The sequence below is a fragment of the Escherichia sp. WS1451 genome (assembly GCF_046487365.1).
Classification (GTDB): Bacteria; Pseudomonadota; Gammaproteobacteria; order Enterobacterales; family Enterobacteriaceae; genus Escherichia; species Escherichia coli.
Map to the genome: position 1 here is coordinate 1 of NZ_JBJQJP010000030.1, position 26470 is coordinate 26470.

General features: G+C 51.0%; 28 protein-coding genes and 2 tRNA genes. 20 read left to right on the forward strand and 10 right to left on the reverse strand.

Annotated elements, in window-relative coordinates:
* Positions 1–33: 33 nt before the first annotated feature.
* Both ACJHX7_RS23690 and dkgB read left to right on the forward strand, forming a co-directional pair.
* Positions 34–110, forward strand: a tRNA-Asp gene (locus tag ACJHX7_RS23690).
* Between the two features lie 162 nt (positions 111–272).
* Positions 273–1076, forward strand: a complete 804-nt coding sequence (gene dkgB / locus ACJHX7_RS23695) for a 2,5-didehydrogluconate reductase DkgB (RefSeq protein WP_000997062.1) — start codon at positions 273–275, stop codon at positions 1074–1076.
* Here the strand turns inward: dkgB and yafC are convergent.
* Positions 1073–1987 carry a DNA-binding transcriptional regulator YafC gene (gene yafC, locus ACJHX7_RS23700; RefSeq protein WP_000648568.1) on the reverse strand — a complete coding sequence of 305 codons (915 nt, stop codon included), beginning with the start codon at positions 1985–1987 and terminating at the stop codon, positions 1073–1075. The two genes, dkgB and yafC, sit on opposite strands and share 4 nt — an antisense overlap.
* A 240-nt stretch (positions 1988–2227) precedes the next feature.
* Between yafC and ACJHX7_RS23705 the strand changes: the two genes are divergently transcribed.
* Together ACJHX7_RS23705 and ACJHX7_RS23710 are read left to right on the forward strand one after the other, a co-directional pair.
* Positions 2228–3028 (forward strand): endonuclease/exonuclease/phosphatase family protein, encoded by an 801-nt coding sequence (locus ACJHX7_RS23705; protein WP_001230983.1) that lies wholly within the window; start codon positions 2228–2230, stop codon positions 3026–3028.
* Positions 3029–3104: 76 nt separating this feature from the next.
* The gene (locus tag ACJHX7_RS23710) at positions 3105–3875 is read left to right on the forward strand and encodes a class I SAM-dependent methyltransferase (protein ID WP_000211702.1); all 771 of its coding nucleotides are present in this window, start codon (positions 3105–3107) and stop codon (positions 3873–3875) included.
* 47 nt (positions 3876–3922) lie between these two features.
* Here ACJHX7_RS23710 and mltD read toward each other — a convergent pair whose 3' ends face one another.
* Together mltD and gloB are read right to left on the reverse strand one after the other, a co-directional pair.
* Positions 3923–5281: a murein transglycosylase D gene (gene mltD / locus ACJHX7_RS23715; RefSeq protein WP_000644685.1), complete on the reverse strand. Its 1359-nt coding sequence runs from the start codon at positions 5279–5281 to the stop codon at positions 3923–3925.
* Positions 5282–5352: 71 nt separating this feature from the next.
* Positions 5353–6108 (reverse strand): hydroxyacylglutathione hydrolase, encoded by a 756-nt coding sequence (gene gloB / locus ACJHX7_RS23720; protein ID WP_001052732.1) that lies wholly within the window; start codon positions 6106–6108, stop codon positions 5353–5355.
* Between the two features lie 33 nt (positions 6109–6141).
* On the opposite strand from gloB, the gene ACJHX7_RS23725 reads away from it, so the two are divergent.
* Entirely contained in the window at positions 6142–6864 is a 723-nt protein-coding gene (locus tag ACJHX7_RS23725) for a class I SAM-dependent methyltransferase (protein ID WP_001308373.1), read from the forward strand.
* On the opposite strand, the gene rnhA is transcribed toward ACJHX7_RS23725, so the two are convergent.
* Positions 6861–7328 carry a ribonuclease HI gene (gene rnhA, locus ACJHX7_RS23730; protein ID WP_000917883.1) on the reverse strand — a complete coding sequence of 156 codons (468 nt, stop codon included), beginning with the start codon at positions 7326–7328 and terminating at the stop codon, positions 6861–6863. The two genes, ACJHX7_RS23725 and rnhA, sit on opposite strands and share 4 nt — an antisense overlap.
* Before the next feature lie 64 nt (positions 7329–7392).
* Between rnhA and dnaQ the strand changes: the two genes are divergently transcribed.
* Complete coding sequence (gene dnaQ / locus ACJHX7_RS23735; RefSeq protein WP_001308374.1) at positions 7393–8124, forward strand: DNA polymerase III subunit epsilon; 732 nt, start codon at positions 7393–7395, stop codon at positions 8122–8124.
* A gap of 132 nt (positions 8125–8256) precedes the next feature.
* Positions 8257–8333: transfer RNA gene (locus ACJHX7_RS23740), tRNA-Asp, on the forward strand.
* 131 nt (positions 8334–8464) lie between these two features.
* On the opposite strand, the gene ACJHX7_RS23745 is transcribed toward ACJHX7_RS23740, so the two are convergent.
* Genes ACJHX7_RS23745 through tagK form a run of 6 tightly spaced genes read right to left on the reverse strand, consistent with a single transcriptional unit; the run spans position 8465 to position 14635 of the window.
* The gene (locus ACJHX7_RS23745) at positions 8465–9511 is read right to left on the reverse strand and encodes an ImpA family type VI secretion system protein (RefSeq protein ID WP_032170716.1); all 1047 of its coding nucleotides are present in this window, start codon (positions 9509–9511) and stop codon (positions 8465–8467) included.
* Positions 9512–9521: 10 nt separating this feature from the next.
* The gene (gene tssG, locus ACJHX7_RS23750; RefSeq protein WP_094030473.1) at positions 9522–10517 is read right to left on the reverse strand and encodes a type VI secretion system baseplate subunit TssG; all 996 of its coding nucleotides are present in this window, start codon (positions 10515–10517) and stop codon (positions 9522–9524) included.
* Positions 10514–12397: a type VI secretion system baseplate subunit TssF gene (gene tssF, locus ACJHX7_RS23755; protein WP_094030472.1), complete on the reverse strand. Its 1884-nt coding sequence runs from the start codon at positions 12395–12397 to the stop codon at positions 10514–10516. Before tssF ends, tssG begins: the two co-directional genes overlap by 4 nt.
* Positions 12398–12412: 15 nt before the next feature.
* Positions 12413–12907, reverse strand: coding sequence for a type VI secretion system baseplate subunit TssE (tssE, locus tag ACJHX7_RS23760; protein WP_001276638.1), 495 nt, complete (start codon positions 12905–12907; stop codon positions 12413–12415).
* On the reverse strand, positions 12904–13734 hold the full coding sequence (locus tag ACJHX7_RS23765) for a type VI secretion system accessory protein TagJ (RefSeq protein ID WP_094030471.1): 831 nt from the start codon (positions 13732–13734) through the stop codon (positions 12904–12906). The genes tssE and ACJHX7_RS23765 overlap by 4 nt, the downstream gene beginning before the upstream one ends.
* On the reverse strand, positions 13721–14635 hold the full coding sequence (gene tagK, locus ACJHX7_RS23770) for a type VI secretion system-associated protein TagK (RefSeq protein ID WP_094030470.1): 915 nt from the start codon (positions 14633–14635) through the stop codon (positions 13721–13723). The genes ACJHX7_RS23765 and tagK overlap by 14 nt, the downstream gene beginning before the upstream one ends.
* Positions 14636–14966: 331 nt before the next feature.
* On the opposite strand from tagK, the gene tssH reads away from it, so the two are divergent.
* The 13 genes from tssH to ACJHX7_RS23835 all read left to right on the forward strand — a co-directional run bounded on the left by tssH (position 14967) and on the right by ACJHX7_RS23835 (position 26285).
* Positions 14967–17600 carry a type VI secretion system ATPase TssH gene (gene tssH, locus ACJHX7_RS23775; protein ID WP_094030469.1) on the forward strand — a complete coding sequence of 878 codons (2634 nt, stop codon included), beginning with the start codon at positions 14967–14969 and terminating at the stop codon, positions 17598–17600.
* Between the two features lie 12 nt (positions 17601–17612).
* A complete protein-coding gene (locus ACJHX7_RS23780; RefSeq protein ID WP_083575636.1) occupies positions 17613–18176 on the forward strand; it encodes a peptidoglycan-binding domain-containing protein in 564 nt (187 codons plus the stop codon).
* Between the two features lie 2 nt (positions 18177–18178).
* Positions 18179–18469 carry a hypothetical protein gene (locus ACJHX7_RS23785; protein WP_000144227.1) on the forward strand — a complete coding sequence of 97 codons (291 nt, stop codon included), beginning with the start codon at positions 18179–18181 and terminating at the stop codon, positions 18467–18469.
* A 61-nt stretch (positions 18470–18530) separates the two neighbouring features.
* Entirely contained in the window at positions 18531–19076 is a 546-nt protein-coding gene (gene tssB / locus ACJHX7_RS23790; protein WP_000996814.1) for a type VI secretion system contractile sheath small subunit, read from the forward strand.
* A 24-nt stretch (positions 19077–19100) separates the two neighbouring features.
* A complete protein-coding gene (gene tssC / locus ACJHX7_RS23795) occupies positions 19101–20615 on the forward strand; it encodes a type VI secretion system contractile sheath large subunit (protein ID WP_410231713.1) in 1515 nt (504 codons plus the stop codon).
* Positions 20616–20667: 52 nt separating this feature from the next.
* Positions 20668–21153, forward strand: a complete 486-nt coding sequence (locus tag ACJHX7_RS23800) for a type VI secretion system amidase effector protein Tae4 (RefSeq protein WP_021580507.1) — start codon at positions 20668–20670, stop codon at positions 21151–21153.
* Positions 21150–21521 carry a T6SS amidase immunity protein Tai4 family protein gene (locus ACJHX7_RS23805; RefSeq protein ID WP_094030468.1) on the forward strand — a complete coding sequence of 124 codons (372 nt, stop codon included), beginning with the start codon at positions 21150–21152 and terminating at the stop codon, positions 21519–21521. The genes ACJHX7_RS23800 and ACJHX7_RS23805 overlap by 4 nt, the downstream gene beginning before the upstream one ends.
* Before the next feature lie 112 nt (positions 21522–21633).
* Positions 21634–22119, forward strand: coding sequence for an Hcp family type VI secretion system effector (locus tag ACJHX7_RS23810; protein WP_000119441.1), 486 nt, complete (start codon positions 21634–21636; stop codon positions 22117–22119).
* Positions 22120–22186: 67 nt separating this feature from the next.
* Entirely contained in the window at positions 22187–22720 is a 534-nt protein-coding gene (gene tssJ, locus ACJHX7_RS23815; protein WP_094030467.1) for a type VI secretion system lipoprotein TssJ, read from the forward strand.
* A 3-nt stretch (positions 22721–22723) separates the two neighbouring features.
* Positions 22724–24067: a type VI secretion system baseplate subunit TssK gene (gene tssK / locus ACJHX7_RS23820; RefSeq protein WP_001316112.1), complete on the forward strand. Its 1344-nt coding sequence runs from the start codon at positions 22724–22726 to the stop codon at positions 24065–24067.
* Positions 24064–25380, forward strand: a complete 1317-nt coding sequence (gene tssL, locus ACJHX7_RS23825; protein WP_094030466.1) for a type VI secretion system protein TssL, long form — start codon at positions 24064–24066, stop codon at positions 25378–25380. The genes tssK and tssL overlap by 4 nt, the downstream gene beginning before the upstream one ends.
* A gap of 91 nt (positions 25381–25471) precedes the next feature.
* On the forward strand, positions 25472–25840 hold the full coding sequence (locus tag ACJHX7_RS23830; protein ID WP_094030465.1) for a tlde1 domain-containing protein: 369 nt from the start codon (positions 25472–25474) through the stop codon (positions 25838–25840).
* Between the two features lies 1 nt (position 25841).
* Entirely contained in the window at positions 25842–26285 is a 444-nt protein-coding gene (locus ACJHX7_RS23835; protein ID WP_042106309.1) for a hypothetical protein, read from the forward strand.
* Positions 26286–26470 lie beyond the last annotated feature (185 nt).

Genomic DNA, 26470 nt, shown 5'->3' on the forward strand with positions numbered 1-26470 from the left:
GTCATAAAACCGGTGGTTGTAAAAGAATTCGGTGGAGCGGTAGTTCAGTCGGTTAGAATACCTGCCTGTCACGCAGGGGGTCGCGGGTTCGAGTCCCGTCCGTTCCGCCACTTATTAAGAAGCCTCGAGTTAACGCTCGAGGTTTTTTTTCGTCTATATTTCTATTATTGCTTAAATCGCAAAAATCCTCTGCGTTTTACGCCCTTTTTCCGCAACATTCTAAAGCCCATAATCACTTCAGTTAACGAAAATAGCATTAAAAGAGGCATATTATGGCTATCCCTGCATTTGGTTTAGGTACTTTCCGTCTGAAAGACGACGTTGTTATTTCATCTGTGAAAACGGCGCTTGAACTTGGTTATCGCGTAATTGATACCGCACAAATCTATGATAACGAAGCCGCAGTAGGTCAGGCGATTGCAGAAAGTGGCGTGCCACGTCATGAACTCTACATCACCACTAAAATCTGGATTGAAAATCTCAGCAAAGACAAATTGATCCCGAGTCTGAAAGAGAGCCTGCAAAAATTGCGTATCGATTATGTTGATCTGACGCTAATCCACTGGCCGTCACCAAACGATGAAGTCTCTGTTGAAGAGTTTATGCAGGCGCTGCTGGAAGCCAAAAAACAAGGGCTGACGCGTGAGATCGGTATTTCCAACTTCACGATCCCATTGATGGAAAAGGCGATTGCTGCTGTTGGCGCTGAAAACATCGCTACTAACCAGATTGAACTCTCACCTTATCTGCAAAACCGTAAAGTGGTCGCCTGGGCTAAACAGCACGGCATCCATATTACTTCCTATATGACGCTGGCGTATGGTAAGGCCCTGAAAGATGAGGTTATTGCTCGTATCGCAGCTAAACACAATGCGACTCCGGCACAAGTGATTCTGGCGTGGGCTATGGGGGAAGGTTACTCCGTAATTCCTTCTTCTACTAAACGTAAAAACCTGGAAAGTAATCTTAAGGCACAAAATTTACAGCTTGATGCCGAAGATAAAAAAGCGATCGCCGCACTGGATTGCAACGACCGCCTGGTTAGCCCGGAAGGTCTGGCTCCTGAATGGGATTAAGCCTCTCTGACAGCTCCTCCGGGAGCTGTTTTTACATGCTCGCTAAGGAAATCGATAAAAGCCCGGATGCGTGTACTTACCGCACGGTCGCTGTAATATACGGCACTGAATGGCATTTCCACTGGCAATACTTTATCTGCCATTAACTCCACCAATTCTCCGCGAGCGATTTCTCTGTCGATCATGTAGTCGGACAAACACGCAATCCCGTTGCCACTCAGGCAAAGCTGTTTCAGTGTTTCCCCACTATTGGATGACAAACCGTACTTCACCTCATGTAATTGTCCATCACTACAGGCTATCGGCCAGGTATTGAGGGAAGCGGGTTCAGTGAATCCCAGGCAAATATGTTGCTTTAAATCGTCGATCGTTTCTGGCTTCCCGTAGCGGGAAATATAATCGGGGGAGGCGATAATTTTTCGATAACTGTTAAATAACGGCCTGGCACGTAAGCTGGAATCCGTTAACGTACCGGCGCGTATCGCGACATCCACTTTTCTTTCGATCAAATTAATAATCGTTTCGGAGGAGACTAGCGATAAAGTGACTTCCGGATAGCGTTCACGAAAAGGCTTAATCAACGGCATCAGAAAGTGCAGCACCACTGGAGTTGCGGCATCGATCCGTAACAGTCCACGCGGTGTATTACGCGTCTCCATAATTTCTGATTCTGCCGCTGCCATCTCCTGCAAAATTGACTGTACGCGACGAAAATAACGCTCGCCTTCTTCCGTCAGGCTAAGTTGTCGCGTGGTCCGATTAAGCAGGCTAACGCCAAGTTTCATCTCCAGCTTTTTCACCGCCCGGCTTACCGCTGAGTTTGCTTGCCCTAATTGTTCCGCTGCCCGGCTAAAGCTGCCGCTTTCGACGACTGAAACAAAAATGGCGAGTTCTTCCGACGTGGCTTTCATTTTTGCTCCTGTTGCAAAATAGAAGAGATATTTTGAATTTATTTGTCATTAAACCATCAGGATGCGAGATATGTCATCCGATTTAATGTTCTCAATAATGAGCAAATTTCTGACCGGTGTAAGCACTTGCTTACATAGCAATATACAATTGCTCGTTGAAAGAGTGAGCTAAAATCCCTATAACAGTAGAACCCTCCCGAGTGCGGAAGGGTTGACGTAATAGAGGTTTCAAAGTCAAAAGTGCGAAAAAACACCTATGCCATGCGCTATGTTGCCGGACAACCTGCGGAAAGGATCTTACCGCCGGGGTCTTTTGCGAGCATCGGCCAGGCATTACCACCTGGAGAACCGTTAAGTACCGAAGAGCGTATTCGGATCCTGGTGTGGAACATATACAAACAGCAACGCGCTGAATGGTTGTCGGTATTAAAGAACTACGGCAAAGATGCACATCTGGTGTTATTGCAGGAAGCGCAGACAACGCCAGAGTTAGTACAGTTTGCGACCGCTAACTATCTTGCCGCCGATCAGGTACCCGCTTTCGTGCTGCCACAACATCCTTCCGGTGTAATGACCCTTTCGGCGGCGCATCCAGTGTATTGCTGCCCGTTACGTGAACGAGAACCCATTTTGCGTCTGGCGAAGTCGGCCCTGGTGACGGTCTATCCATTGCCTGACACCCGCCTGTTGATGGTGGTTAATATACACGCCGTCAATTTCAGTTTGGGCGTGGATGTCTATAGTAAGCAGTTACTTCCTATTGGCGATCAGATAGCTCACCACAGCGGCCCGGTCATTATGGCGGGAGATTTCAATGCCTGGAGCCGTAGAAGGATGAACGCGTTATATCGCTTTGCGCGGGAAATGTCGCTGCGCCAGGTGCGTTTTACCGATGATCAGCGCCGTCGGGCGTTTGGCCGCCCGCTCGATTTTGTTTTCTACCGTGGTCTGAACGTCAGCGAAGCTTCTGTACTGGTTACGCGCGCTTCCGATCACAATCCGCTACTCGTTGAATTCAGTCCCGGCAAGCCTGATAAATAAGGTATGTCAGGTCTGCCACAGGGCAGACCAACGTTTGGCGCTGCCCTTTTTAATCAAACAATAAAAGGACAGCGCAATGACAACACAATCCCACCATGACCACGTAGAAAAGCAGTTTAGCTCGCAGGCCAGTGAGTATTTAACCAGTACCGTACATGCATCCGGGCGAGATTTACAGCGCCTGGCGGTGCGTCTGGCTGATTATCCTGATGCAAGCGTACTTGATATGGGCTGCGGAGCAGGGCATGCCAGCTTTGTCGCTGCGCAAAACGTGAGCGCGGTGGTGGCGTATGACTTATCTGCCCAAATGCTGGATGTCGTGGCACAAGCTGCCGAAGCCGGGCACCTGAAAAATATCGCCACCCGCCAGGGATATGCCGAAAGTCTGCCATTTGCCGATAACGCATTTGATATTGTTATCAGCCGTTATTCTGCCCATCACTGGCATGATGTTGGTGCAGCACTGCGAGAAGTGAATAGGATATTGAAACCTGGCGGTAGGCTGATTGTGATGGACGTAATGTCTCCGGGTCACCCAGTGCGCGACGTCTGGTTACAGACGGTAGAAGCATTACGCGATACCTCTCACGTACGAAACTACGCCAGCGGTGAGTGGTTGACGTTAATCAATGAAGCCAATCTGATAGTTGATAATTTAATTACAGATAAGTTACCGCTGGAATTTTCTTCATGGGTCGCGAGAATGCGTACGCCAGAAGCGTTAGTAGACGCTATTCGCATTTACCAACAGAGCGCATCGACAGAGGTGAGAACGTATTTTGCCTTGCAGAATGACGGCTCTTTCACCAGTGATATCATCATGGTAGAAGCACATAAAGCGGCATAAATAAAAAAGGCACCGGGGGAATCGGTGCCTTTTGATTATCTGATTTGTCAGGAATCTGGCATGTTGTTGTTTTTCACAAACAACGTCAGCTTATCGCCTGGTTGCAGATTCGCAGTGTCGCTGTTCCAGCGCATCACATCTTTGATGTTCACGCCGTGGCGTTTAGCAATGCTTGAAAGCGAATCGCCTTTGCGCACACGATAAGTAATGCTATCGCTGTTGTTTGCCAGTCGCTGTGCGCTACTGCCTGCGCCAATCGTCAAACTTTGGCCTGGCTTCAGCTTAGATCCGCGCAGTTTGTTCCACTGCTGCAAATCTTTGGTGCTTACGCCGAGACGTGAAGCGATACTTGAAAGCGTGTCGCCAGAGCGTACGGTGTAAACACGGCTGTTAAGCGGCGTATTGTCGGCAACCAGCGTCGACTGTACAGCAGCAATTTCGCCTGAAGCCAGAGATTCACGCAGTTGATCTGCATGCTTCTTTGGCACCATCACGTACTGCGGACCACTTGCGCCCAGCGTGGAGCCTTTCACGCCTGCGTTGAATGTCTTCAGCTTGCTGACGGAAATCCCCGCCATATCTGCAACCTTCGCCATTTCAACCGGGCTGCTCAGGTGCACACGCGCCAGAGCACGGCTTTCATCGGTCGTTGGCAGACGTACGCCATAACGCTTGCTGTTTTTGAGAATATCACTCAATGCCAGCATTTTAGGCACGTACTGCTTCGTTTCCTGCGGCAACGGTAACGACCAGAAGTCCGTGGATTTCCCACGCGCTTTGTTCGTTTTAATTGCCTTCATGACCCGACCTTCGCCGCTGTTATAAGCCGCTACGGTCAGAAGCCAGTCGCCGTCAAACATCTTGTTCAGACGCTGCATCATGTTCAGCGCGGCAGTTGTTGAAGCAACAACATCGCGACGCGCGTCATAATTGCGGGTCTGTTTCAAACCATAATTGCGCCCCGTGCTCGGAATGATCTGCCAGATGCCCGCGGCATTGGCGCCAGACGTTGCGTGAGGATCAAAAGCGCTCTCCACTATGGGTAGTAGTACCAGTTCCATAGGCATGTTACGTTTTTTAACTTGCCCGGCTATCCAGTACATATACGGCTCTGCCCGTAAAGTTACATCGTGGAGATAGCTCTTATTGCGTAAATATTTCTGTTTCTGTTCGCGAATCCGGTCGTTTTCCGGAATTCCCATCTTTAGCTCGTCGCCAATGAAAGCCCACAAGTCACCATCTGGCGCGATAGACGTCCCATCGTCCATCCATCGTGCCTGACTTGTAAACTTTGCTGCTTCCCCTTGACCAGCTGCAGAAAGGCTCTGTGCGTGCTGTTGAACGTTGCCGGTGCTCTGGCAACCCACGAGCAGGACAGAGGCGAGTAATATCGCTTTTGCCTTCATGTGTGTGTCAATAGTTGCTTAAAAGACGACCGATCATAACGGCGAACGGAGCCGATGACAAGAAAGTTTTATCAGAACCTATCTTTCTTTGACCTTAACCATGCAAAACGTTCTTCAGGTTGTTGCAATAATGTTTCTTCATTAATTACATTAATTAAATCAATATCTTCCGTTCTTAAAAAAACATTAATTTGCCGCTCATTTTTCAGAATTACGGGTAGTGTTATTTGATTTTTTGCCCGTAACTCCTTAACTTTACGATAATAATCATTTATGGACAAATCGTGCGGAAGAATACTCAAAGCAAACTTCATATTTGATAAGGTATATTCATGAGCACAACATACCAATGTATCGTCAGGTAACGCACTTAACTTTTTAAGTGATTGATACATTTGTGATGGTGTCCCTTCAAACAACCGACCACACCCACCAGAAAACAGCGTGTCGCCGCAAAATAGATAAGGTTTACTGAAGTAACAGATATGTCCTAAAGTGTGACCCGGTGTGGCAATTACACTAAATTCATGCCCTAAAACGAAGGCAGTTTCGCCATCTTTGACTACCTGTGTTGTTCCCTTATCTTGTGTCTCTTGTGGACCATACACCACAATTTGCGGAAACTTTTTCACCAGTTCTTTTACGCCGCCAACGTGATCGTGGTGATGGTGGGTGAGAAATATGGCCTCCGGTTGCCAGTTATTGGCGGCAATGGCGTTTAATACTGGCTCTGCGTCTCCGGGATCGACAATCAGGCAGCGACCTGCTTCATCATTCAAAACCCAGATGTAATTGTCATCAAAGGCGGGAATACTGTTAAGATTCATAGATTACCTCTCAGTGTGAAACGGAAGGTTGTGATGAAACCGGCAAGAGTCCCTCAAACTGTCGTGGCTCCTGATTGCTGGGGCGATTTGCCCTGGGGAGAGCTTTATCGCAAGGCGCTGGAGCGCCAGCTCAACCCGTGGTTCACTAAAATGTATGGTTTTCATCTGCTTAAGATTGGCAATTTAAGCGCAGAAATCAATTGCGAAGCGTGCGCGGTTTCTCATCAAGTGAATGTTTCTGCGCAAGGACTGCCCGTCCAGGTGCAGGCGGACCCACTTCATCTTCCTTTTGCCGATAAATCCGTTGATGTTTGTCTACTGGCACATACATTGCCGTGGTGCACCGATCCGCATCGTTTATTGCGTGAAGCCGATCGGGTACTGATTGATGATGGCTGGCTGGTGATTAGTGGCTTCAATCCCATAAGTTTAATGGGATTACGCAAACTTGTACCGGTATTGCGCAAAACCTCGCCCTATAACAGCCGGATGTTTACTCTGATGCGGCAGCTGGACTGGCTCTCTTTGTTGAATTTTGAAGTGCTACACGCCAGCCGTTTCCACGTTCTCCCGTGGAACAAACACGGTGGAAAACTATTGAATGCGCATATTCCTGCGCTTGGTTGCTTACAACTTATTGTCGCCCGGAAACGGACTATTCCTTTAACGCTAAATCCGATGAAACAGAGTAAAAACAAGCCACGAATTCGCCAGGCGGTTGGAGCCACCCGGCAATGTCGTAAACCACAGGCTTAAACTTCGACTTGATAGCCCGTATCTTCCAGTGTGGGATTCATCGCTGCGGCACGAGCCAGTTCATCGCAACGTTCGTTTTCTGGATGACCGGCATGGCCTTTAACCCATTCCCATTTGATTTGATGCTGCCCCAGCGCAGCATCAAGACGTTGCCAGAGATCGACATTTTTTACTGGTTTTTTGTCTGCTGTTTTCCAGCCACGTTTTTTCCAGTTATGGATCCACTGGGTGATACCCTGGCGGACATACTGGCTGTCGGTACTCAAAATGACTTCGCAATGTTCTTTTAACGCCTCCAGCGCGACAATAGCGGCCATCAACTCCATACGGTTGTTGGTGGTGCGGGTGTAGCCTGCGCTAAAGGTTTTCTCGCGTCCGCGATAGCGTAAAATAGCGCCGTAACCCCCAGGTCCAGGATTACCCAGACACGAACCATCGGTGAAAATTTCTACCTGTTTAAGCATCTCTGGTAGACTTCCTGTAATTGAATCGAACTGTAAAACGACAAGTCTGACATAAATGACCGCTATGAGCACTGCAATTACACGCCAGATCGTTCTCGATACCGAAACTACCGGTATGAACCAGATTGGTGCGCACTATGAAGGCCACAAGATCATTGAGATTGGTGCCGTTGAAGTGGTGAACCGTCGCCTGACGGGCAATAACTTCCATGTTTATCTCAAACCCGATCGGCTGGTGGATCCGGAAGCCTTTGGCGTACATGGTATTGCCGATGAATTTTTGCTCGATAAGCCCACGTTTGCAGAGGTAGCCGATGAGTTCATGGACTATATCCGCGGCGCGGAGCTGGTGATCCATAACGCAGCGTTCGATATCGGCTTTATGGACTACGAGTTTTCGTTGCTTAAGCGCGATATTCCGAAGACCAATACCTTCTGTAAGGTCACCGATAGCCTTGCGGTGGCGAGGAAAATGTTTCCCGGTAAGCGCAACAGCCTCGATGCGTTATGTGCCCGCTACGAAATAGATAACAGTAAACGAACGTTGCACGGGGCATTACTCGATGCCCAGATCCTTGCGGAAGTTTATCTGGCGATGACTGGTGGTCAAACGTCGATGGCTTTTGCGATGGAAGGAGAGACACAACAGCAACAAGGTGAAACAACAATTCAGCGCATTGTGCGTCAGGCAAGCAAGTTACGCGTTGTTTTTGCGACAGATGAAGAGCTTGCGGCACATGAAGCCCGTCTCGATCTGGTGCAGAAAAAGGGCGGAAGCTGCCTCTGGCGGGCATAAATACCTGTAAAAGGCGCTAAAATTAGCGACTTGGGCGATTTTTGCAGCAAACGATTCAAAAGATGAGAAAAACCGTTGACGAAGGGTGAGGCAATCCGTAATATTCGCCTCGTTCCCAACGGAACACAACGCGGAGCGGTAGTTCAGTCGGTTAGAATACCTGCCTGTCACGCAGGGGGTCGCGGGTTCGAGTCCCGTCCGTTCCGCCAATATTCAGAAAGCCCGAATCATTACTGATTCGGGCTTTCGTCGTTTTGGTGAAGCGAGAATTTTTCACTCCGCAAGTAAAACGAATATGATTTAAAAAATGGCCAGATAATATAAATTCTGGCCACTTCTGTTACTCCAGCGCATCCCATTTTTCCAGCAGTTCTACTGGAATTTCATTTATTACCTCCGAGAAGCGTTTTCCGACCAGGCGTTCTGCCTGGCGCAGCAAAGGAATGGTCGGGCTGCTCGGTTCGCTGTGCTCAAACCAGCGACGGATGACACGCAGGCGTTCCAGCGCGTCGTTCCGGTCGCGGATCTGCCGGGGTTCTGCGCCGGACATCGGCGATATTTCCTCCGCGATATGCACCGGTAGCGCAATCTGCTCTGATGATATCTCTTCAGTATGAACGATGGTGGTGCTCTCCGGCTGTTCAGCCACTGGTTGTGGCAGGATCTCCGGCGTGGTGGTCCGTATCGCTCCCGGCAACAGGGCCAGCAATTGTGTCAGACGGGATAGGTTCGGTGCCTGGTCATTCAGCGTTTCACGCGCATGGCGTTGCAGCCGCTCAGTGGTCTCTGCGGCCTGGCGAAAGGCATCCAGCGGCAGTTTGCCGCGCGCCTCCAGGTCGGCCAGTTGCTGGCGTACCGATTCTGGTGCCAGCGCATCCGCCGGGCGTGATGCAGACAGCGAACGCTCCACATCCCGTACCTGAAGGCGTATGGCAGCATTGTTTGACAGTGTAATGCCACGAATATCCGCTATTACGCCTTCATGGTCCAGCAACGCCGCCAGGGCGTTACTACGTGCCACTGCCGCCTCTTCGGCGGTGATATCTTCAGTCGCGAGCAGTTGAGGATGGATGGCGTTCGGGTACGTGGCGCACAACGTTTCCAGCAGCGCGAGCGCCTCCGCCAGTCCCCTGGCACCGGCCTGCTGGATACGGCAGCGCAGCAGGACAACCAGAATGCGGATATCTTTGCTGCGCGTCAGCAGGCGGCAGGCATCCCGCTCAAGCTCCGCCCAGTTAATGGTTTCCGGCGTACTGACAAAATCGCCGTATTGCGCTTCTTCACGCGGTGCGGCGCGCGTGAACAGTAGCAGGTATTCCGGATCGTACTCCAGATCCGGGCCGCAGGGGCATTCTGCCGAAATTGGGTCAGACAGGGATGTATCCATTAAATTATCCTCAGTGCGCCAGGTAGTGTTCTGGTTCGAAAATCATGCCCGTCACCGGGTTTTCGTGCATGGCTTTACCCGCCCATGCGGTCCAGCCCAGTTGGTACGAACCACCGGTAACAGCCGGAGGGGCGGCGTGGGGCTTTAGCTGTAGCTCAATTTCCCAGCAGTATTCAAAACCGCTAAAGGCGCGGACCAGTTCTGTCAGGACTGGCAGGTTATTGCCGCCAGGCAGAAAACGTTGGTAATCCTCCAGCGTCAGCGGGCCGATAACCAGCCGGAACTTATACTGCATGTCCGGCACGGCCTGGCCGATGAGTGCACCGTTGCCAATAACGGAAGAGGGGGCTGGCATCCCCAGCCGGGTGATCTCATCGTCCGCCACGGCTATCCAGTGCAGGACATACTCCTGTATCCGGAAAGGTACACCGAAATAGTGCGCCAGCGTGGTGGCCAGACCGTCCGGATTGCGGGACTCACGCACCAGATGGGCCGATGCCGCCAGGCGAGCGTGATCCGGCAACGGGCTGTCGGCGCTCTCCCGCAAATCCTGCCCGCTGAGGCTGGCGATATAAAAGGCAAAACGGTCATGTTGTGGTTTATCCAGACCGCCCCCAGCGGACTGGGCGCTGCGCCATGCCTGGTAAAACTGCGTCAGCCAGCGGTGATGAAAAAGATCAGAAAAACGGGTTAGCGTCGGGTCTCTTCGGCTTTCAGTCCGGTTGCGCGCCAGTTCGGTGTAGTGCAGCGGCAGTGGACCGTTCGGCCCCCACAGCCCGAGACTGTACAAACTGATGTGCAGCCGCTCTTCCTGCCAGCTCACACTGGCGATTTCCCGTGGCGCAAAGGTCAGCGCGGGAGTTTGTCCGAGGCGAAATTTTTCCATCCGTGGTTGCCAGGTGTTGCCTGCCGGAACAGTACACAACTGCACATCCACGCGGCGCATCAGGTTCAGAAAACCGTAACGCCAGGGGGTTTCCTGCGCCTGAGTGAAATCGTCGCTCATACGCTTCCCCGCTGTCCCGCCCTGGCAGGCCAGGTCATAATTTTGCCGCGCTGCATGCTGTGCAGCGTCATCTGCGAGAAGGTATTAATGGAAACATGACGGGCGATATAGTGCTCCAACACCAGACCGAACAGATACGGACTGATACCGGAGAACCCCTCCTCATCCACGGTCAGTTCACAACTGACGCCGCGCCCATAGACCAGCAGCCCGGAACCGGGCAGACGGCGGGTGACCGGGGTGGTGTTGCAGCCAATCAGGCTGCGCACCTGGCGCGACTGCGGACTGTCATGCGCCGGAATAAACAGGTTAAGCAGATCGCGCAGCGCCTGACCACCGGTACGGTGATCCAGATCGGCCAGCGGCAGATAGTTAAAGGATAACTGGCGGATCAACCGCCAGGCCATTTCACGTTCAGCCAGCGGAGGCTGCGGCGGACGCGGCGGACGGATAAGCCCCACGCCCGCCACAGGGATGGCCGCATCCACGGTCAGATCGTCCCGTCCATTGCGGGCAATAAGACAGGGCAGATCGCGGTTGGTGACCATAGCCGTGATGGTGATATGGCGCAGATTTTCCGGGTACGGCGCTTCATACTGGTCAACCAGCGACAGGAACACTTCTGATCCTGTATAGGAGGTGCGGGTGCCATAGCGGCGGGCATTTTCCGACAACCGGCGCGGCTCCCGGCGCAGGGAAAAATAACGTCCGTGATTGCCTTCATCATTATTGCGGGTGTGGTAGAGCGGGCGAAAGGCCATCTTCCGTGTGGTGTCAGTTTCCAGCCCTTCCACTTCCTGGACCGAGAACACCTCATAATCCAGCGGATGGGTTCTGTCCACCACCAGATGCTGTTCCGTCGTGCTGTGCGTGACATCGATCCGGGCGGCGACGCGGGGAAACAGGTTTATAACCGGGGTACAGAACAGGCTGAACTGTGCCGCGTTTGTCTGGTGGATCAGCCAGTCCGGCGGCAGGCGGTTCAGCAGGATAACAATCTCCGCCACGCCGCCGTTAATTTTCTGTAACCCGGCAGACAGGCCTGTCGGGGTGAAAAAAAAGAAGCGTTCCGGACAGGTAAAATATTCATGTAGCAGGTTATGGCCGTGAAACACATTCCACGCCAGCGGCAACAGTCCCTGATCCGGATCCAGGCCTTCGTACATAACGGGCTGTTTCAGATTCACATCCAGTGCGCCGTCAAAATGCCCCGGAATGCCAGCCAGGCTCGCGATGGCGCTGGTATGCAGTAGTTCGAACAGGTGTGAGGCCGTGCGCTCCTCGCCGCAGAGATAAAATGGCAGCTTGTTCAGCCCTGCAAGCTGACTGAACGTCAGTTCACCAAAGGTGCGCAGGGTAATACGCAGCGCACCAGCGACGTGAATGTTGGCTGGCAGGTAGCGGTGCAGGGCAGGCATATCCGGCGGCGCGGCGGTCAGCCGCACCTCTTCGATGGCAAGCGGCCACAGCGTCACATTCTGGCTGCTACGAAACTGGCAGGCGGTACTTTCGCCTTCCGGAATGGTGGAAAAAAAGGCCGTGTTGCGCGGGACGGTGAATCCCTTCGCCAGATCGCCTTCTTCCGGATCGGGATGAAGCTGCGCCACGCTCATTGAGGGCGTGGGTGTGACGTAATTGGGGCTGACCACTTCCAGCAGACGCTGGGTGAAACGGGGGAATTCAGCGTCAATTTTTAGCTGCGTGCGGGCGGTCAGGAAGCTGAAGGCCTCGACCATTCGCTCCACATACGGATCGGCAATATCCGTTCCCTGCATACCCAGTCGGGCGGCGACTTTAGGATGACGGGCGGCAAATTCGGCTCCCGTTTCCCGCAGATAGCTCAGTTCGCGGTTGTAGTATTCCAGTAGCCGTGGATCCATCGGTTTCTCTCTGAATTAAAAAAACGTAATGCGGCTCTGTTCCATATCCAGCGCGCTGCGTACCCGGAATGCCATCGGGTAGGGCTGCGTGAGGATCTCGCCGCGAATTTCAAACTGTAATGTGTTATGGCCGCTCTGGTGGCGCTCATCCTGAAGTGGGATGATTTGCAGGGTGGACGCTTTCAGCCGGGGTTCAAACCGGATGATGGTACGCAAAATGGCCCTGCGAATATCGTCCCACTTGTGTTCATACAGAAAGCTGCCCGCCAGTGGCGGCAGGCCGTAGTTCAGTACGGACGCTGCCGCGTCCGGATAACGTGCAGCATCAATATCATCTTCATGGCTGACGGTGTTGAGCAGAAATGACAAATCCCGGCGAATGATCTCCTTAAGCTGAACCGGGCTGACGCTGATATCGTGGTCGCGTTTCTGGTTTGGGGCATCATCACACAGGCGGTCAAACAGCGTGGGCAGCAGGTGATTGCCCGGACGCTGGCGGGAAGCGCTCACGCGTCGCTTCCTTCAGCGGTGTTAAAGGTACAGGTGGACAAATCCAGCAGGCTGATATCGCCGTGACCGGTGAGCCACACCCTCTGACCCAGCGCCTGTACCAGAGTCTCTCCCGGCCCGTCCTGCCAGACCGTTTCCCGGCACAGACGCAGGGAGTCGGCAGCCTTTTCAGAGCCGCTGTAGCGGGAAAACAGCCAGGCACTGTGTGTGTCGCCATTATTCAGTGTGACGTTGACGGGTTTCCAGATCAAATCGGTCAGATGCGCAGGCCGCGGCGATTTTAGCGAACAGATTTGTGAAAACGGCAGCCAGATATATACTCCGCCCGCGATGAGTTCGAGTACCGGACCGGTACGGGAGTCGCTGTCGCTAATCCAGTCAAATGCGCCGCCATTCCACTGCCCTGCAGTATCTGTTATGGCCTCAAGTGCGCGGCTGCGGTGGGCGTCAGCTTCCTGCGCTTCACCACGAGCGTTACAGGCGAGGGCGGTCAGCAGATCCTCCATCCAGGCGGGCGGCGGGAGAATACAATCGGGCCGCTGTTCTCCCTGAAAGCAGGCGTGGCGGTATATCTCACAGCGTATCAGCTCGCCAAATACCTGCGCTTCGCGGGTATAATTTGCGTCCATCCGGGCGCATAGCTGGATCTGTTGCAGTGCCCGCGACCAGTAGCCTGCCACGCACAATAACTGAAATAGGCTGTGGCGGCGGGAGGCCTGCGCCGGGTGCATCCTGACCTGCTGCTCTGCCATTTGAATGCCCTCCGCCACGGAATAATCCCGCAGCAGCGCCGACAGGGTAGCCGGTAGCTCGTTATTGTTTGTCATGAGATATCTCTCCGTGTTGTGCCGGGTTTATCCGATAATGGCTGTCAATGCCAATGATGCGATGCTCTTTGCGTGTCAGGTCGGGTAGAACGGTGTTATGCGCTGTTTCCGGTGCGCATTCCGGGGATAGCAGGTGCAGGATATCTGGGGGCGTCTTTTCGGCAGGCCAGGCGGTTTCCCCTTCGCCGGTGGCGTCCAGGACATCGAGAATAGCGTCAATGCTTAACCCGCCAGTGACCATATCCTGCAATGTCTCGGCTTCAGTGACCAGATCACGCAATGAATCCAGATCCTGTGAGGAGGGCTCTTCGTTAAAGGGAAAAGGATCAGCATGGCGATGAAGATCTTGTTCAGGAGATAACAACGCCTCGCGGTATTCCTGATAAAGTCGAGTCAGGGCATTTTCTTTTTGAGCATCTTCTCCAGTGGAGGAGGCTCCATGAACAGGAATGATATCGAATGGATTTTGTGATGTCAGATGCTGCTGCCTGAACCAATCCAGATCCAGATATTCGGTTATTGTTTCCGACATGGTGGCAGTCTGCGATGTCGTTTTTACTGCGCTCAGGCCCGGAGATGATGGATTGCCGTGCACAAGGCACCATGAAGATAACCCCCATTCTATCAGGTCGCCTTCATTCAGACGCATACGGTGATGAGGTTCCACAATCTGGTCGTTTACCGTACAGCAATATTCGGTAGACTGATTGATAATCCACCATGCTTCTTCGTGGCGGGTCAGACTGAGGGCAATCTTTACATCATCATTCACCGCAAAAACAGGAATCCAGGGTGAGGTAACGGTGAAGATAATTTGGGTTCCTTCAGTCGCGTAAATTGTGTTATCGGCGATCCCGTGCGCCTGTATTTTTTGGAGTCCCCACGTAATATTTGGTTTCATTGTGTATCACTGTGTAGAGTGTTTCTTTCAAAAGAATAAGTTTTCTAAATTTTAGATAAGCAATGCTGATCAATTTACTTTATCAATATAAGTTTTCGCGGAAATATATAGTGGCGATTTTCAAATTAATATATTCATGGTATGTATGAAATTGGCTTGCTCTATTGAATATCACCATGAAAAAGATACTACCTGCTATATTACATTGTGTTCTGTGATATGCATCATTGTTTCATTCGGCCTTTTTGATAATTCTATTAATTAGAAGTTTTAATCGGTACAGTTATGTTTATGTATCATTTATATGTTCTTACATCATTAGGTGTAACAGATGGACACTCCTGTTTCGCGCAGTGCACTGTATGGAAAGCTAACCAAATCTTTGTTTAGATCTTTGGAATCTGCGACGACGTTCTGTAAATTACGCGCTAATCCTTATGTCGAACTGACGCATTGGTTGCATCAGTTAATACAACAACCAGAGAATGACATTCACAATGTGCTTCGACATTATCAAATAACATCTGCTGATGTTGAGAAGGCGTTAATTCAGCAATTGAATATATTGCCTGCCGGAGCGAGTGTAATTAACGATTTTTCCCATCATATCGATCTTTCTGTTGACAAAGCCTGGATGTTGGCAAGTATCCGCTTTGGTGATCAAAAAATTCGTAGTGGATGGTTATTACTTGCCTGGTTAACCACGCCAGAATTGTATCGGGTGTTAAAAAATATCTGTGCGCCATTGGCAGGGCTACCGGTAGATGAACTATTAGATATTCTTCCGTCTTTAATCGCTTCATCTCCTGAATTAACAGAAATACCTTATGACGGCTCGGATTTAAATTTTGCAGTACCGGGAGAAGCTAGCCAGGTCTTTGCCGGCAAATCAACCGGAAGTAAATCCGCGCTGGCGAAATACTGCCAGGACATGACTGCGCTGGCCCGTGAAGGCAATATCGATCCGGTCACCGGCCGCGAACACGAGATCCGTACTATGACGGATATTCTGCTGCGCCGTCGCCAGAACAATCCGCTGCTGACCGGCGAGGCGGGGGTCGGGAAAACGGCAGTGGTGGAAGGATTCGCGCTGGCGATTGCCGGGGGGGAAGTGCCGCCTTCACTGCGTAACGTGCGGTTGCTGTCACTGGATGTTGGAGCGCTGCTGGCTGGGGCGTCCATGAAGGGTGAATTTGAATCCCGCCTGAAAGCTTTGCTGGAAGAGGCCGCGCGCTCGGCGCAGCCGGTGATACTTTTTGTTGATGAAGTTCACACCCTGGTGGGCGCTGGTGGTACATCCGGTACGGGGGATGCTGCCAACCTGCTGAAACCGGCGCTGGCGCGTGGCACTCTGCGCACCATCGGCGCAACCACCTGGAGCGAGTACAAACGCCATATCGAAAAGGATCCGGCGCTGACCCGGCGTTTTCAGGTATTGCAGGTTGCTGAGCCGGAAGAGGTTGCGGCTGTTGAGATGGTGCGCGGATTAGTCACCACGCTTGAAGAACACCATGATGTCCTGATTCTTGATGAGGCCGTGCGCGCCGCTGTACAGCTTTCTCACCGTTACATTCCGGCCCGGCAACTACCGGATAAGGCCATCAGCCTGCTGGATACGGCGGCGGCCCGTGTAGCGCTGTCGCTGCATACCCCGCCTGCGAGAGTCCAGTATCTGCGCCAGCAGCTCAACGCTGCCGAACTGGAGCAGGAGTTGTTATTAAAGCAGGAAAAAATGGGTATCCGCTCGGAGCGGGGCGATGTACTGACGGCGCGGATTATATCGCTTAATGCCGATCTTTCTGACACCGAAGCGCGGTGGCAGCAGGAACTGGAGTTGGTTCGCAGTTTACAGGAGCAACGCGGCGCAGCGCCTGGCGAGCGCGACGAAATCACTCTACAACAGGCAGAAACGGCATTAAGAGGCTGGCAGGGTGAAAACCCCGTCGTGTACCCGGAAGTCAGTGCAACCGTGGTGGCAGAGATTGTCTCCGACTGGACCGGTATTCCCGCCGGACGGATGGTGAAAGATGAAGCCAGTCAGATACTGGAATTGCCCACCCGTTTGGCGCAGCGTGTTACCGGGCAGATGGATGCGTTGGCGCAGATTGGCGAGCGTATCCAGACCGCGCGGGCGGGTTTAGGTGACCCGCGTAAGCCTGTGGGTGTCTTTTTGCTGGCCGGGCCGTCCGGAGTAGGCAAGACTGAGACCGCGCTGGCACTGGCAGAAGCAATCTATGGCGGTGAACAGAATCTGATCACCATCAACATGAGCGAGTATCAGGAGTCTCACACAGTCTCCACTCTGAAAGGCGCGCCGCCCGGCTACGTCGGCTATGGCGAAGGCGGTGTGTTGACGGAAGCGGTACGCCGCCATCCCTGGAGCGTGGTATTGCTGGATGAAATTGAAAAAGCCCATCACGACGTCCACGAGCTGTTCTTCCAGGTGTTTGATAAGGGGGCGATGGAAGATGGCGAAGGTGTCCACATCGATTTCAAAAATACCACGCTGTTGTTGACGACTAACGCGGGGGCGGAACTTATCAGCCAGCTCTGTGAGGATCCGGCGCTGATGCCTGATTCGGCAGGACTAAAAGAGGCGTTAATGCCGGAGTTACGTAAACACTTCCCGGCGGCTTTCCTGGGGCGTGTGACGGTTATTCCTTATTTACCGCTGGATGAGACCGCGCGTGGTGTTATTGCCCGCCTGCATCTTGGCAGATTGATGGATCGGATGGCGGAGCAGCATGGCGTTTCACTGGTGTATGGCGATGAACTGATTACGCATATTGTGTCGTGCTGCCCGATGCACGAAACCGGCGCTCGTTTGCTCATCGGCTATATCGAACAACATATCCTCCCACAACTGTCCCGTTATTGGTTGCAGGCGATGACAGAGAAAACGGCCATCACGCAAATCCGCATTCGTGTTGATGAGGATGAACAGATTATTTTTGAAACGGATTAATGGAGCATCCTTATGGCAAAAGAATTAAGTGGCGCACTGTGGGTCAGTCGCTTTCCTGGAAGTTCTTCCACTAATGATTTGCAGGGGACTTTTCGTGCATCGGTAGATAATTTTTTGCGCGCGCTTGGTAATGCGCGTGCAAGGGTCAGTATCTCTGCAACATATCGCCCTCCCGCCAGAGCATATCTCATGCACTGGTCATGGTTGATTGCTCATGAAATCGTTCAGGCAAAAAACGTCCCGGCGATGGAGGGGGTGGATATTGAGTGGGTTCACCCGACTGAGCAAGCCTCGCTTGAAGCGGCGCAGGCTATGGTTACGGCCTATGGTATGAATAATCTGAATGTCGCGCCTGCACTGAGCTCCAACCATACACGCGGTACTGCGATAGATATGAATATCAGCTGGAGCGGAACATTAACAATTGCGGGGAGCAATGGGCAGAATGTCGCAATTAATACACTGCCTCGAACCGGAATGAATGCCCAGCTTCAGGCGGTAGGTCTGGGTTACGGCGTCAGAAAGTTTGTAGGCGGAAATACAGATATACCCCACTGGTCAATTGATGGACATTAAGTATGACATTTCGTTATCCGGTGTTGTGGACATTCCTGTTAATGATGTTCGCTTTCAGTGTTCAGGGGGAACCGTCTTTACCACAGGATGTACAGCATTTTCTGAGTAATGCGGAAATGTGCCAGCATCTTGCTGGTGAATGGGACAGTTCTTTACCAGAGAAGGATAAAAGAGACATCGAAAAGGGGGTTGATACCTGGTGTCCTCCGGCAAAGAAATCACTCCCTGTGCTGCGGGAAAAGTACAAAGAAAACAAAGAGATTATAAAAATACTCTCTGCGTATGATTTTTAAACTGTACCGTCGAACCGCTCCCCTGGTGGTCGTCGGCTCACTGATAAGGAAATGAAGGATTATGGCTATCAACAACAGCGCGCAGAAGTTTATTGCCCGCAACCGCGCGCCCCGCGTGCAGATTGAGTATGACGTTGAGATTTACGGCTCCGAGAAAAAAATCGAACTGCCGTTTGTCATGGCGGTGCTGGCCGACCTGGCGGGTAAACCGCGTGAAGAGCTGCCACCGGTCACCGATCGTAAATTCCTTGATATTGATATCGATAACTTCAACGAGCGGATGAAAGCCATTGCGCCGCGCGTGGCATTTGCTGTCCCCAATACGCTGACGGGCGAAGGGCAGTTAATGGTCGATATCACGTTAGAGAATATGGACGATTTTTCGCCTGCGCAGATTGCCCGTAAGGTGGATGCCCTGAATCAGTTGCTGGAAGCACGTACTCAGCTTGCCAACCTGCAAACCTATATGGATGGTAAAGCGGGAGCAGAAAATCTGATCAACAAACTATTACAAGACCCAACGTTACTGAAAGCTCTGGCCAGCGCGCCAAAACCTGTCGCTCAACAGGAAAGTGTCTTATCAGGTGAAACGGGAACAGCAGACTAACTGCGATTTTATTAAGGAACTTTCATGGTAAACGATACTCTTCTGGCGACTGGCGACCTCTCTACTACGCAAACCACTGCCTATCAGGAAACGGAATTTGATTCGCTGCTGGATAAAGCCTTCCGTCCCAAGACACCTCAGGCAGCAAAGGCTGTTGAGGCGGCAGTTCAGACGCTGGCCCAACAGGCTTTGACAAATACGGTCACTGTTAGTGATGATGCTTATAAAAGTATTGCTGCGATTATTGAGCAGATCGATTTCAAATTAACTGAGCAGATCAAACTAATCCTGAGTCATCCAGAATTTCAGAAACTGGAGTCCTCCTGGCGTGGGATGGAACATTTGGTTTACAACACTGAAACCGATGAAAAATTAAAAATCCGCTTTATGAACCTTTCAAAGGATGAATTGCGGAAAAATATGAAACGTTACAAAGGGATCGCGTGGGATCAAAGCCCCATGTTCAAAAAGCTGTATGAAGCCGAATATGGGCAGTTAGGCGGAGAACCTTACGGTTGTATTATTGCGGATTATTATTTTGATCACACGCCACCGGATGTGGATCTGCTCGGCTCCATTGCCAAAGTGGCAGCCTCAGCCCATGCGCCGTTTATTGCCGGGGCCTCTCCATCAGTGTTGCAGATGGATTCCTGGCAGGAACTGGCTAACCCACGCGACCTCACCAAAATTGTGACCCAGAACCTCGAATATGCACCGTGGAACTCACTGCGTAAAAGCGAGGATTCCCGCTACATCGGCCTGACGATGCCGCGTTTTCTCTCCCGTTTACCTTATGGTGCGAAAACAAACCCTGTCGATGAGTTTGATTTTGAAGAAGATGCAGATGGCGCAGACCACAGCAAATACGTCTGGAGCAACGCAGCCTATGCGATGGGCGTGAATATCAATCGTTCCTTTAAACATTATGGCTGGTGTACGTTGATCCGCGGTGTGGAATCCGGCGGCGCGGTGGAAAACCTGCCCTGTCATACCTTCCCGACCGATGACGGCGGCGTGGACATGAAATGCCCGACGGAAATCGCCATCTCTGACCGCCGTGAAGCGGAACTGGCGAAAAATGGCTTTATCCCGCTGATCCACCGCAAAAACTCCGATTACGCCGCCTTTATTGGCGTGCAGTCTCTACAAAAACCGCAGGAGTATTACGATCCGGACGCTACGGCCAACGCCAATCTCTCAGCTCGTTTGCCATATCTTTTCGCCTGTTCACGGTTTGCGCACTTCCTCAAATGTATCGTGCGCGACAAGATCGGCTCGTTCAAAGAGCGCGAAGATATGCAGCGCTGGCTCAATGAGTGGATCATGAACTACGTCGATGCCGATCCGGTGAACTCCTCACAGGAAACCAAAGCTCGTCGCCCGCTGGCAGCTGCTGAAGTGGTGGTGGAAGAGGTGGAGGGGAATCCGGGCTATTACGACGCCAAATTCTTCCTGCGCCCGCATTTTCAGCTTGAAGGGTTAACAGGATCACTGCGTCTGGTGACAAAACTGCCGTCAGTAAAACAGGGTAATGCCTGATTTATTATATTTCATAAAGCTTGTGATGCAGATTTTTTAGAGGGTAAATAAAATGGGTAGGCCTTCATTTAATGAGGCATGGTCGGCATTTGGAAAAGTGAATTTTCCCGTTGCTGATGTCGGTCGTATAATTGGCGGGAATGTTGGGCAAAATATTTCAGGTGGCTATTTTGAAAATGCTTGTCCAATTCGTATGAGTTATGTTTTGAATGCTACGGGATTTCCGATATCCCGTAGTTCTCCCTATGCAACGGTTAGTGGTGCTGATAAGAAATTTTATATTTATCGCGTGAATGATATGATTGAACATCTGACCCAGATTATGGGAAAGCCTGATCTTGTCATTAATAATCCAACTCCTGGTGACTTTACAGGTAAAAAAGGCATCATTGTTGTAAAAGGCCATGGCTGGAGCAATGCTCGGGGACATGTAACATTATGGAATGGTAGTATTTGTTCAGATCAATGTCATCTACTAAATGATCCAGATAATGGAACATTTGTTCCTGAAGTCGGAATCCTGTGGATACTGCCATGAAATGGCTGAAATTAATATTTTGGGGCTTCTGTGGGCTACAGATATGTCAATTATCTTATGCTCAGGAAGCATTGACTGAAAAATATTCTCAGTCAGAGCTTTTACGCAATTGGGCTTTGAGCCATTGTTTGTCATTGGTGTATAAAAATGATGCCGTTCGGGATGATGCCAGAGCTACAGCCAGTGCTTATCTTGAATATGGTCAGCAATCTGTAGAAATTTATCGTGAAATAGATGCGATAGCGAGAAAATATGCATCATTAAAATATGATGGTTCTATAGCATCAGACTTCAGCACTATGAAATGTATAGATTTCATTCATGGAAATGAATTGGATGAGTTGATTTCCAGGAGTGTTAAGAAATGAAAGATATTCAATCCTTTATTCTGCCGATTCCATATGTGGAAGAGTGTTGTAAAGTAGTGGTTTATTTGTAAGCGGATAAACCAAAATTAATTTAAATAAAAAGGTGTGAAATATGTCTTATGATATTTTTCTGAAAATTGACGGCATTGACGGCGAGTCAATGGATGACAAACATAAAAATGAAATTGAGGTGTTGAGCTGGCGCTGGAATATCCACCAGGAGTCCACCATGCACGCGGGTAGCGGTCTGGGATCCGGCAAGGTATCCGTAACTAATCTTTCATTTGAACACTATATCGATCGCGCCAGCCCGAACCTGTTCAAATACTGCGCCTCAGGCAAACACATTCCGAAAGCCGTGCTGACCATGCGCAAAGCAGGCGGCAACCCACTGGAATACCTCAAATACAGTTTTACTGATTTGATCGTAGCAATGGTTTCGCCCAGCGGGAGTCAGGGGGGAGAAATTGCTTCTCGTGAGTCAGTCGAACTCTCTTTCAGCACCGTGAAGCAGGAATACGTGGTGCAGAACCAGCAGGGCGGCAGTGGCGGCACTATCACGGCAGGTTACGATTTCAAAGCTAACAAAGAAATTTAAGCAACATTTTCCCGGCCAGGTATATAGCCTGGCCGGTTTTTATTATTTGATTTTAAAGGAAATTACAGTGAATAAATGGCGTAACCCCGGTGGGTGGTTATGTGCGGTAGCTTTGTCTTTAGTCTTCCTGCTTTCCGGGTGCAGCATTGACAGCGACGACGTGCCGGACCTGATGTCACAAAGACTCGATCTGGTGATTAAGGCTTCCGATAAGGTGAATCCTGACAATCAGAAAAAAGCCGCGCCCATAGAGATACGCGTTTATGAACTGAAAATTGATGCAGCTTTCACGGCGGCGGACTGGTGGTCCCTTCAGGACAATGACAAGGCTGTTCTTGCCGATGATTTACTCCACCGCGACAGCTTTATCCTGCGTCCGGGCGAGGAGAAAAAATTACGCCGCGCCCTCAATAAGGAAACTACCACGCTGGGGATCCTCGCCGGATACCGCAATCTGGGAAAATCGGTCTGGCGGGCTACATATAAAATTCCTGATCCACCGGAAAAAAGTTGGTACAGCCGCTTTATGCCAAAGAAAAAAGTCGAACTGGATGCTGGCATAGAGCAAAGCGCCATAGTGATTAAAGAACGGGATGAGTAAATTATGAGTTGGAATAACCGGGTGGTCTGGAGTGAAGGACAATTTTTGTTGCCACAGATGTTTCAGCAGCAGGAACGCTATCTGGAACATGTCATTCATTATCGCAGTTTGCCTCTTTCACCTTTTTACTGGGGCTTCAATGAGTATGGTATTGGTAGTGAGGCGCTGAACATCGGAAAACTGGTACTTACGAAGGCTTCCGGGGTATTTGCTGACGGTACACCTTTTAATGCGCCGGGTCATACACCACTCCCGCCGCCGCTGACCATCCTTCCAGAACATCTTAACCAGTTGATTTATCTGGCTGTGCCAATACGTACGCCGAACAGTGAAGAAACCAGTTTCGACAATAACCCTGAATCACTGGCACGTTTTTCGGTACATGAAAGTGAAATCCGTGATGCCAATTCGCTGGGGCGAGGCGCGCAACTGCTGCAACTTAGCCACCTGCGCTTGCGACTGTTACCGGAAAAGGCGGTGACAGACGCGTGGATCGGCCTGCCGCTGACGCGCATCACGGCGCTGCATCCCGATGGTCGGGTCGATATAGACAAAGAGTTGATCCCGCCAGTGGCGAACTACCAGGCCAGTACGCTGATATGTACCTGGCTGTCGTGGATTAACGATCTGATAAAAATGCGTGCAGATTCGCTGGCGGAACGATTGACGGGGAGCGACAAACACGGTCATGAAGCGGCGGAAGTGTCGGATTACCTGCTTCTGCAAGTTCTTAATCGTTTCGGCCCCTTATTGATCCATATGTCGAAAACGCCGCTATCGCCTGAAGTACTCTATCGTAACCTCTGCGCACTGGCCGGAGAACTCTCTACCTACGTGCGTCCGCAAACACGTCGTCCGGAAGAATATAAAGAATATAAGCACCTGACGCCCTATGCCGGGCTGAAATCGGTGGTGGACGAGGTTCAGTATCTGCTGAATGCTGTGCTAATACGTGGGGCGCAGCGAATCCCTCTGGAAGAGGGAACTTACGGTATTCTCAATGCGGTGGTTGAACCTACCGAACTGTCAGATTTCAGCTCGTTAGTATTGGCGGTGAAGGCACAGATGTCCGCCGACACCTTACTACAACATTTTTCGGCTCAGACCAAAATAGGGCCGTCAGAACGCCTGCCGGAACTGATTCGCTCGCACCTTCCTGGTCTTGTTCTACAGGTGCTGCCAGTGCCACCGCGTCAGATCCCGTTCCAGTCCGGTTACATCTATTACGACATCCGCCGCGACGGCGTGTTGTGGGAACATATCGCCCGCTATGGTGGCATGGCAATGCATACCGCCGGAGAGTTTCCAGGGCTGGAGCTGGAGCTGTGGGGAGTTCGCGATAAATGACCGACGATATTCTGACGCAACCTGCGGTGAATACCCTGCAATTACAGCCTTCAATGAGGGGAACAAGGTCGCCTGATAATGACGGTTACGATACGCTCGTCCAGGACAGCCTTCGCAGGGAAGATATAAAGGTGGTGGTTGAAGACGGGCCAGATTTGAAGCTCCGCTTGGCTGAGATCACTGCTGCTGTGAATCCTCTTCTGGCGGCGGCCAGCCCTCTGTTATGCGCGCTGGCGCAAATGCCCCGTGAACTTTCCCCTGGTATTGTCGAACATTATCGCGCCCTACTGGAGCGTGAAGTCCGCCGATATCAGACGCTGTGCGACCAGGCAAACCTGCGCCGCGAACATGTGCTGGCGGTACGTTACTGCGTGTGCACGGCGCTGGATGAAGCTGCCAACAACACCGTCTGGGGGCGACGCGGTGTCTGGGCCGGGAAGAGCCTGCTGGTGACTTTTCATGGCGAAAGTGAAGGCGGCATCAAGCTGTTTCAGATAATCGGGCGTCTGGCCGCCAGCTTCCAGGAGCACAGCGATGTACTGGAAATCATTTACCACATTCTGGGACTGGGTTTTGAAGGCCGCTACAGTGTACGGCCTGACGGGCGTAAACAACTGGACGATATCCGCCAGCAACTGCTGACTCAACTGGTCCAGCGTCGCGATCCGATCACGCCGACGCTCTCGCCGGGTTTTGCCGGTGCCGTCAGTGGGCGAATGCGGCGGATGCGCCGGGTGCCGGTCTGGCTGAGCGCCGGAATCGCCCTGCTGGTGATGCTGACGCTGTTTGGCCTTTACAGCCACCGGATGAACCTCGCCACCGAAACCGTACAACAGCGTATCGACGCCATTGGTAAAAATCTTCCGCCGCCACCCGTTCCGGTGCATAAACTGCGGTTGAAAATCCTGCTGGCGAACGAAATCGCCCGTGGCCTGCTGACGGTGGAGGAAGATGACCATCACAGCCGTGTAATTTTTCGTGGAGATACGATGTTTATACCGGGGCAGAAAACCGTGAATGATGCGCTGCGCCCGGTGATTGACAAGGCCGCGCGTGAAATTGCGCGTGTGGGGGGCGCGGTGACGGTGACCGGCCACACGGACAGCCAGCCGATCCACTCCGCTGAATTCCCGTCCAACCAGGTATTGTCGGAAAAACGGGCGGCGGAAGTGGCTTCACTGCTGACGTCCGGTGGTATTCCGGCCAGCCGGATCCGGGTTGTCGGGAAAGGAGATACCGTACCGGTGACCGATAACCGCACTAAAACCGGACGGGCGCAGAACCGTCGGGTGGAAATTCTGGTGGTGGAGTGAATTAATATGACTATGGTTAGGTCAGAAAACTAACAATAAAATATGGTGTTCTGATCTGACTATTATTTTTTAACAAAAAGGAGATTGTGTAATGCATTGGGTATACAAAAGTAATGCACGTTTATTTTATTTAAATGGTAGCTATCAGTTCAATGCCAGATATTCTGGCAGACCGGGTTTTAAAGATGACTCTGTTAATGAGTGTGTAAGAGATAAGGGACCATTGCCAAGAGGTACATATACAATTGGACCTGCATTTTTTCATGCCAGAACAAGAGCATGGACGATGAGGCTCACGCCTTACCCCGAAAATCAAATGTGCGGGCATGACGGTTTCATGATACACGGAGAGAGTTCAGCCCATCCAGGAGAAGCCTCTGATGGCTGTATAATTCTGGATTTACCTTATCGCAAGGTTATTGCTGCCAGTACTGATAAAATATTAGTGGTTGAGGACTAATATGTTCAAGGTAATAATCTGCCTGTTAGCTGGCATACCTGCAATTTCATATGCACAAAATGATAGTTGCGCTACGGTTGGAGCCTCAATAGAGTTGTCGTTATTTGATGCAATGAAAAGTGATTTGAATATAAATTCTTCTACTATTTTAAGAGATAAAACAAGGGTAGACGTTCTTGATGTTTCTCCTGTGTCTAAGTTTTATGCAGAGTCTCTGGCTAAGATTGATTATGAGAAGGACAAAGCCAGAAATAAGAAGGCAATGTTAGATGAAAAATCGTATTTTGATAGCTACTATGAAAATCATGCCAAGTCTATTGTGGCAAAATATACCTATATTAACAATGACAGAGGGAAAGATGTTTTTATTGCATCCGGCATTATTAATGAAAATGAGTGTTCCGTAAGATTCAATGGCTATATTATTCTATCCAGAGAATTTTGATGTATACGCCTTATCCTTCAGGTTGCCTCTGCGTTGACTGCACTCGTTCACCCGAGTCACTTACCGGAATAAATGATTCGGGATCCTCTCGCTTGCCGCCTTGATGCAACTCGAATGATTTTGTATATAAATTAAAATATTGAGCATAAACCTTATAATGACAACGTTGTTGCGTGATGATGTAA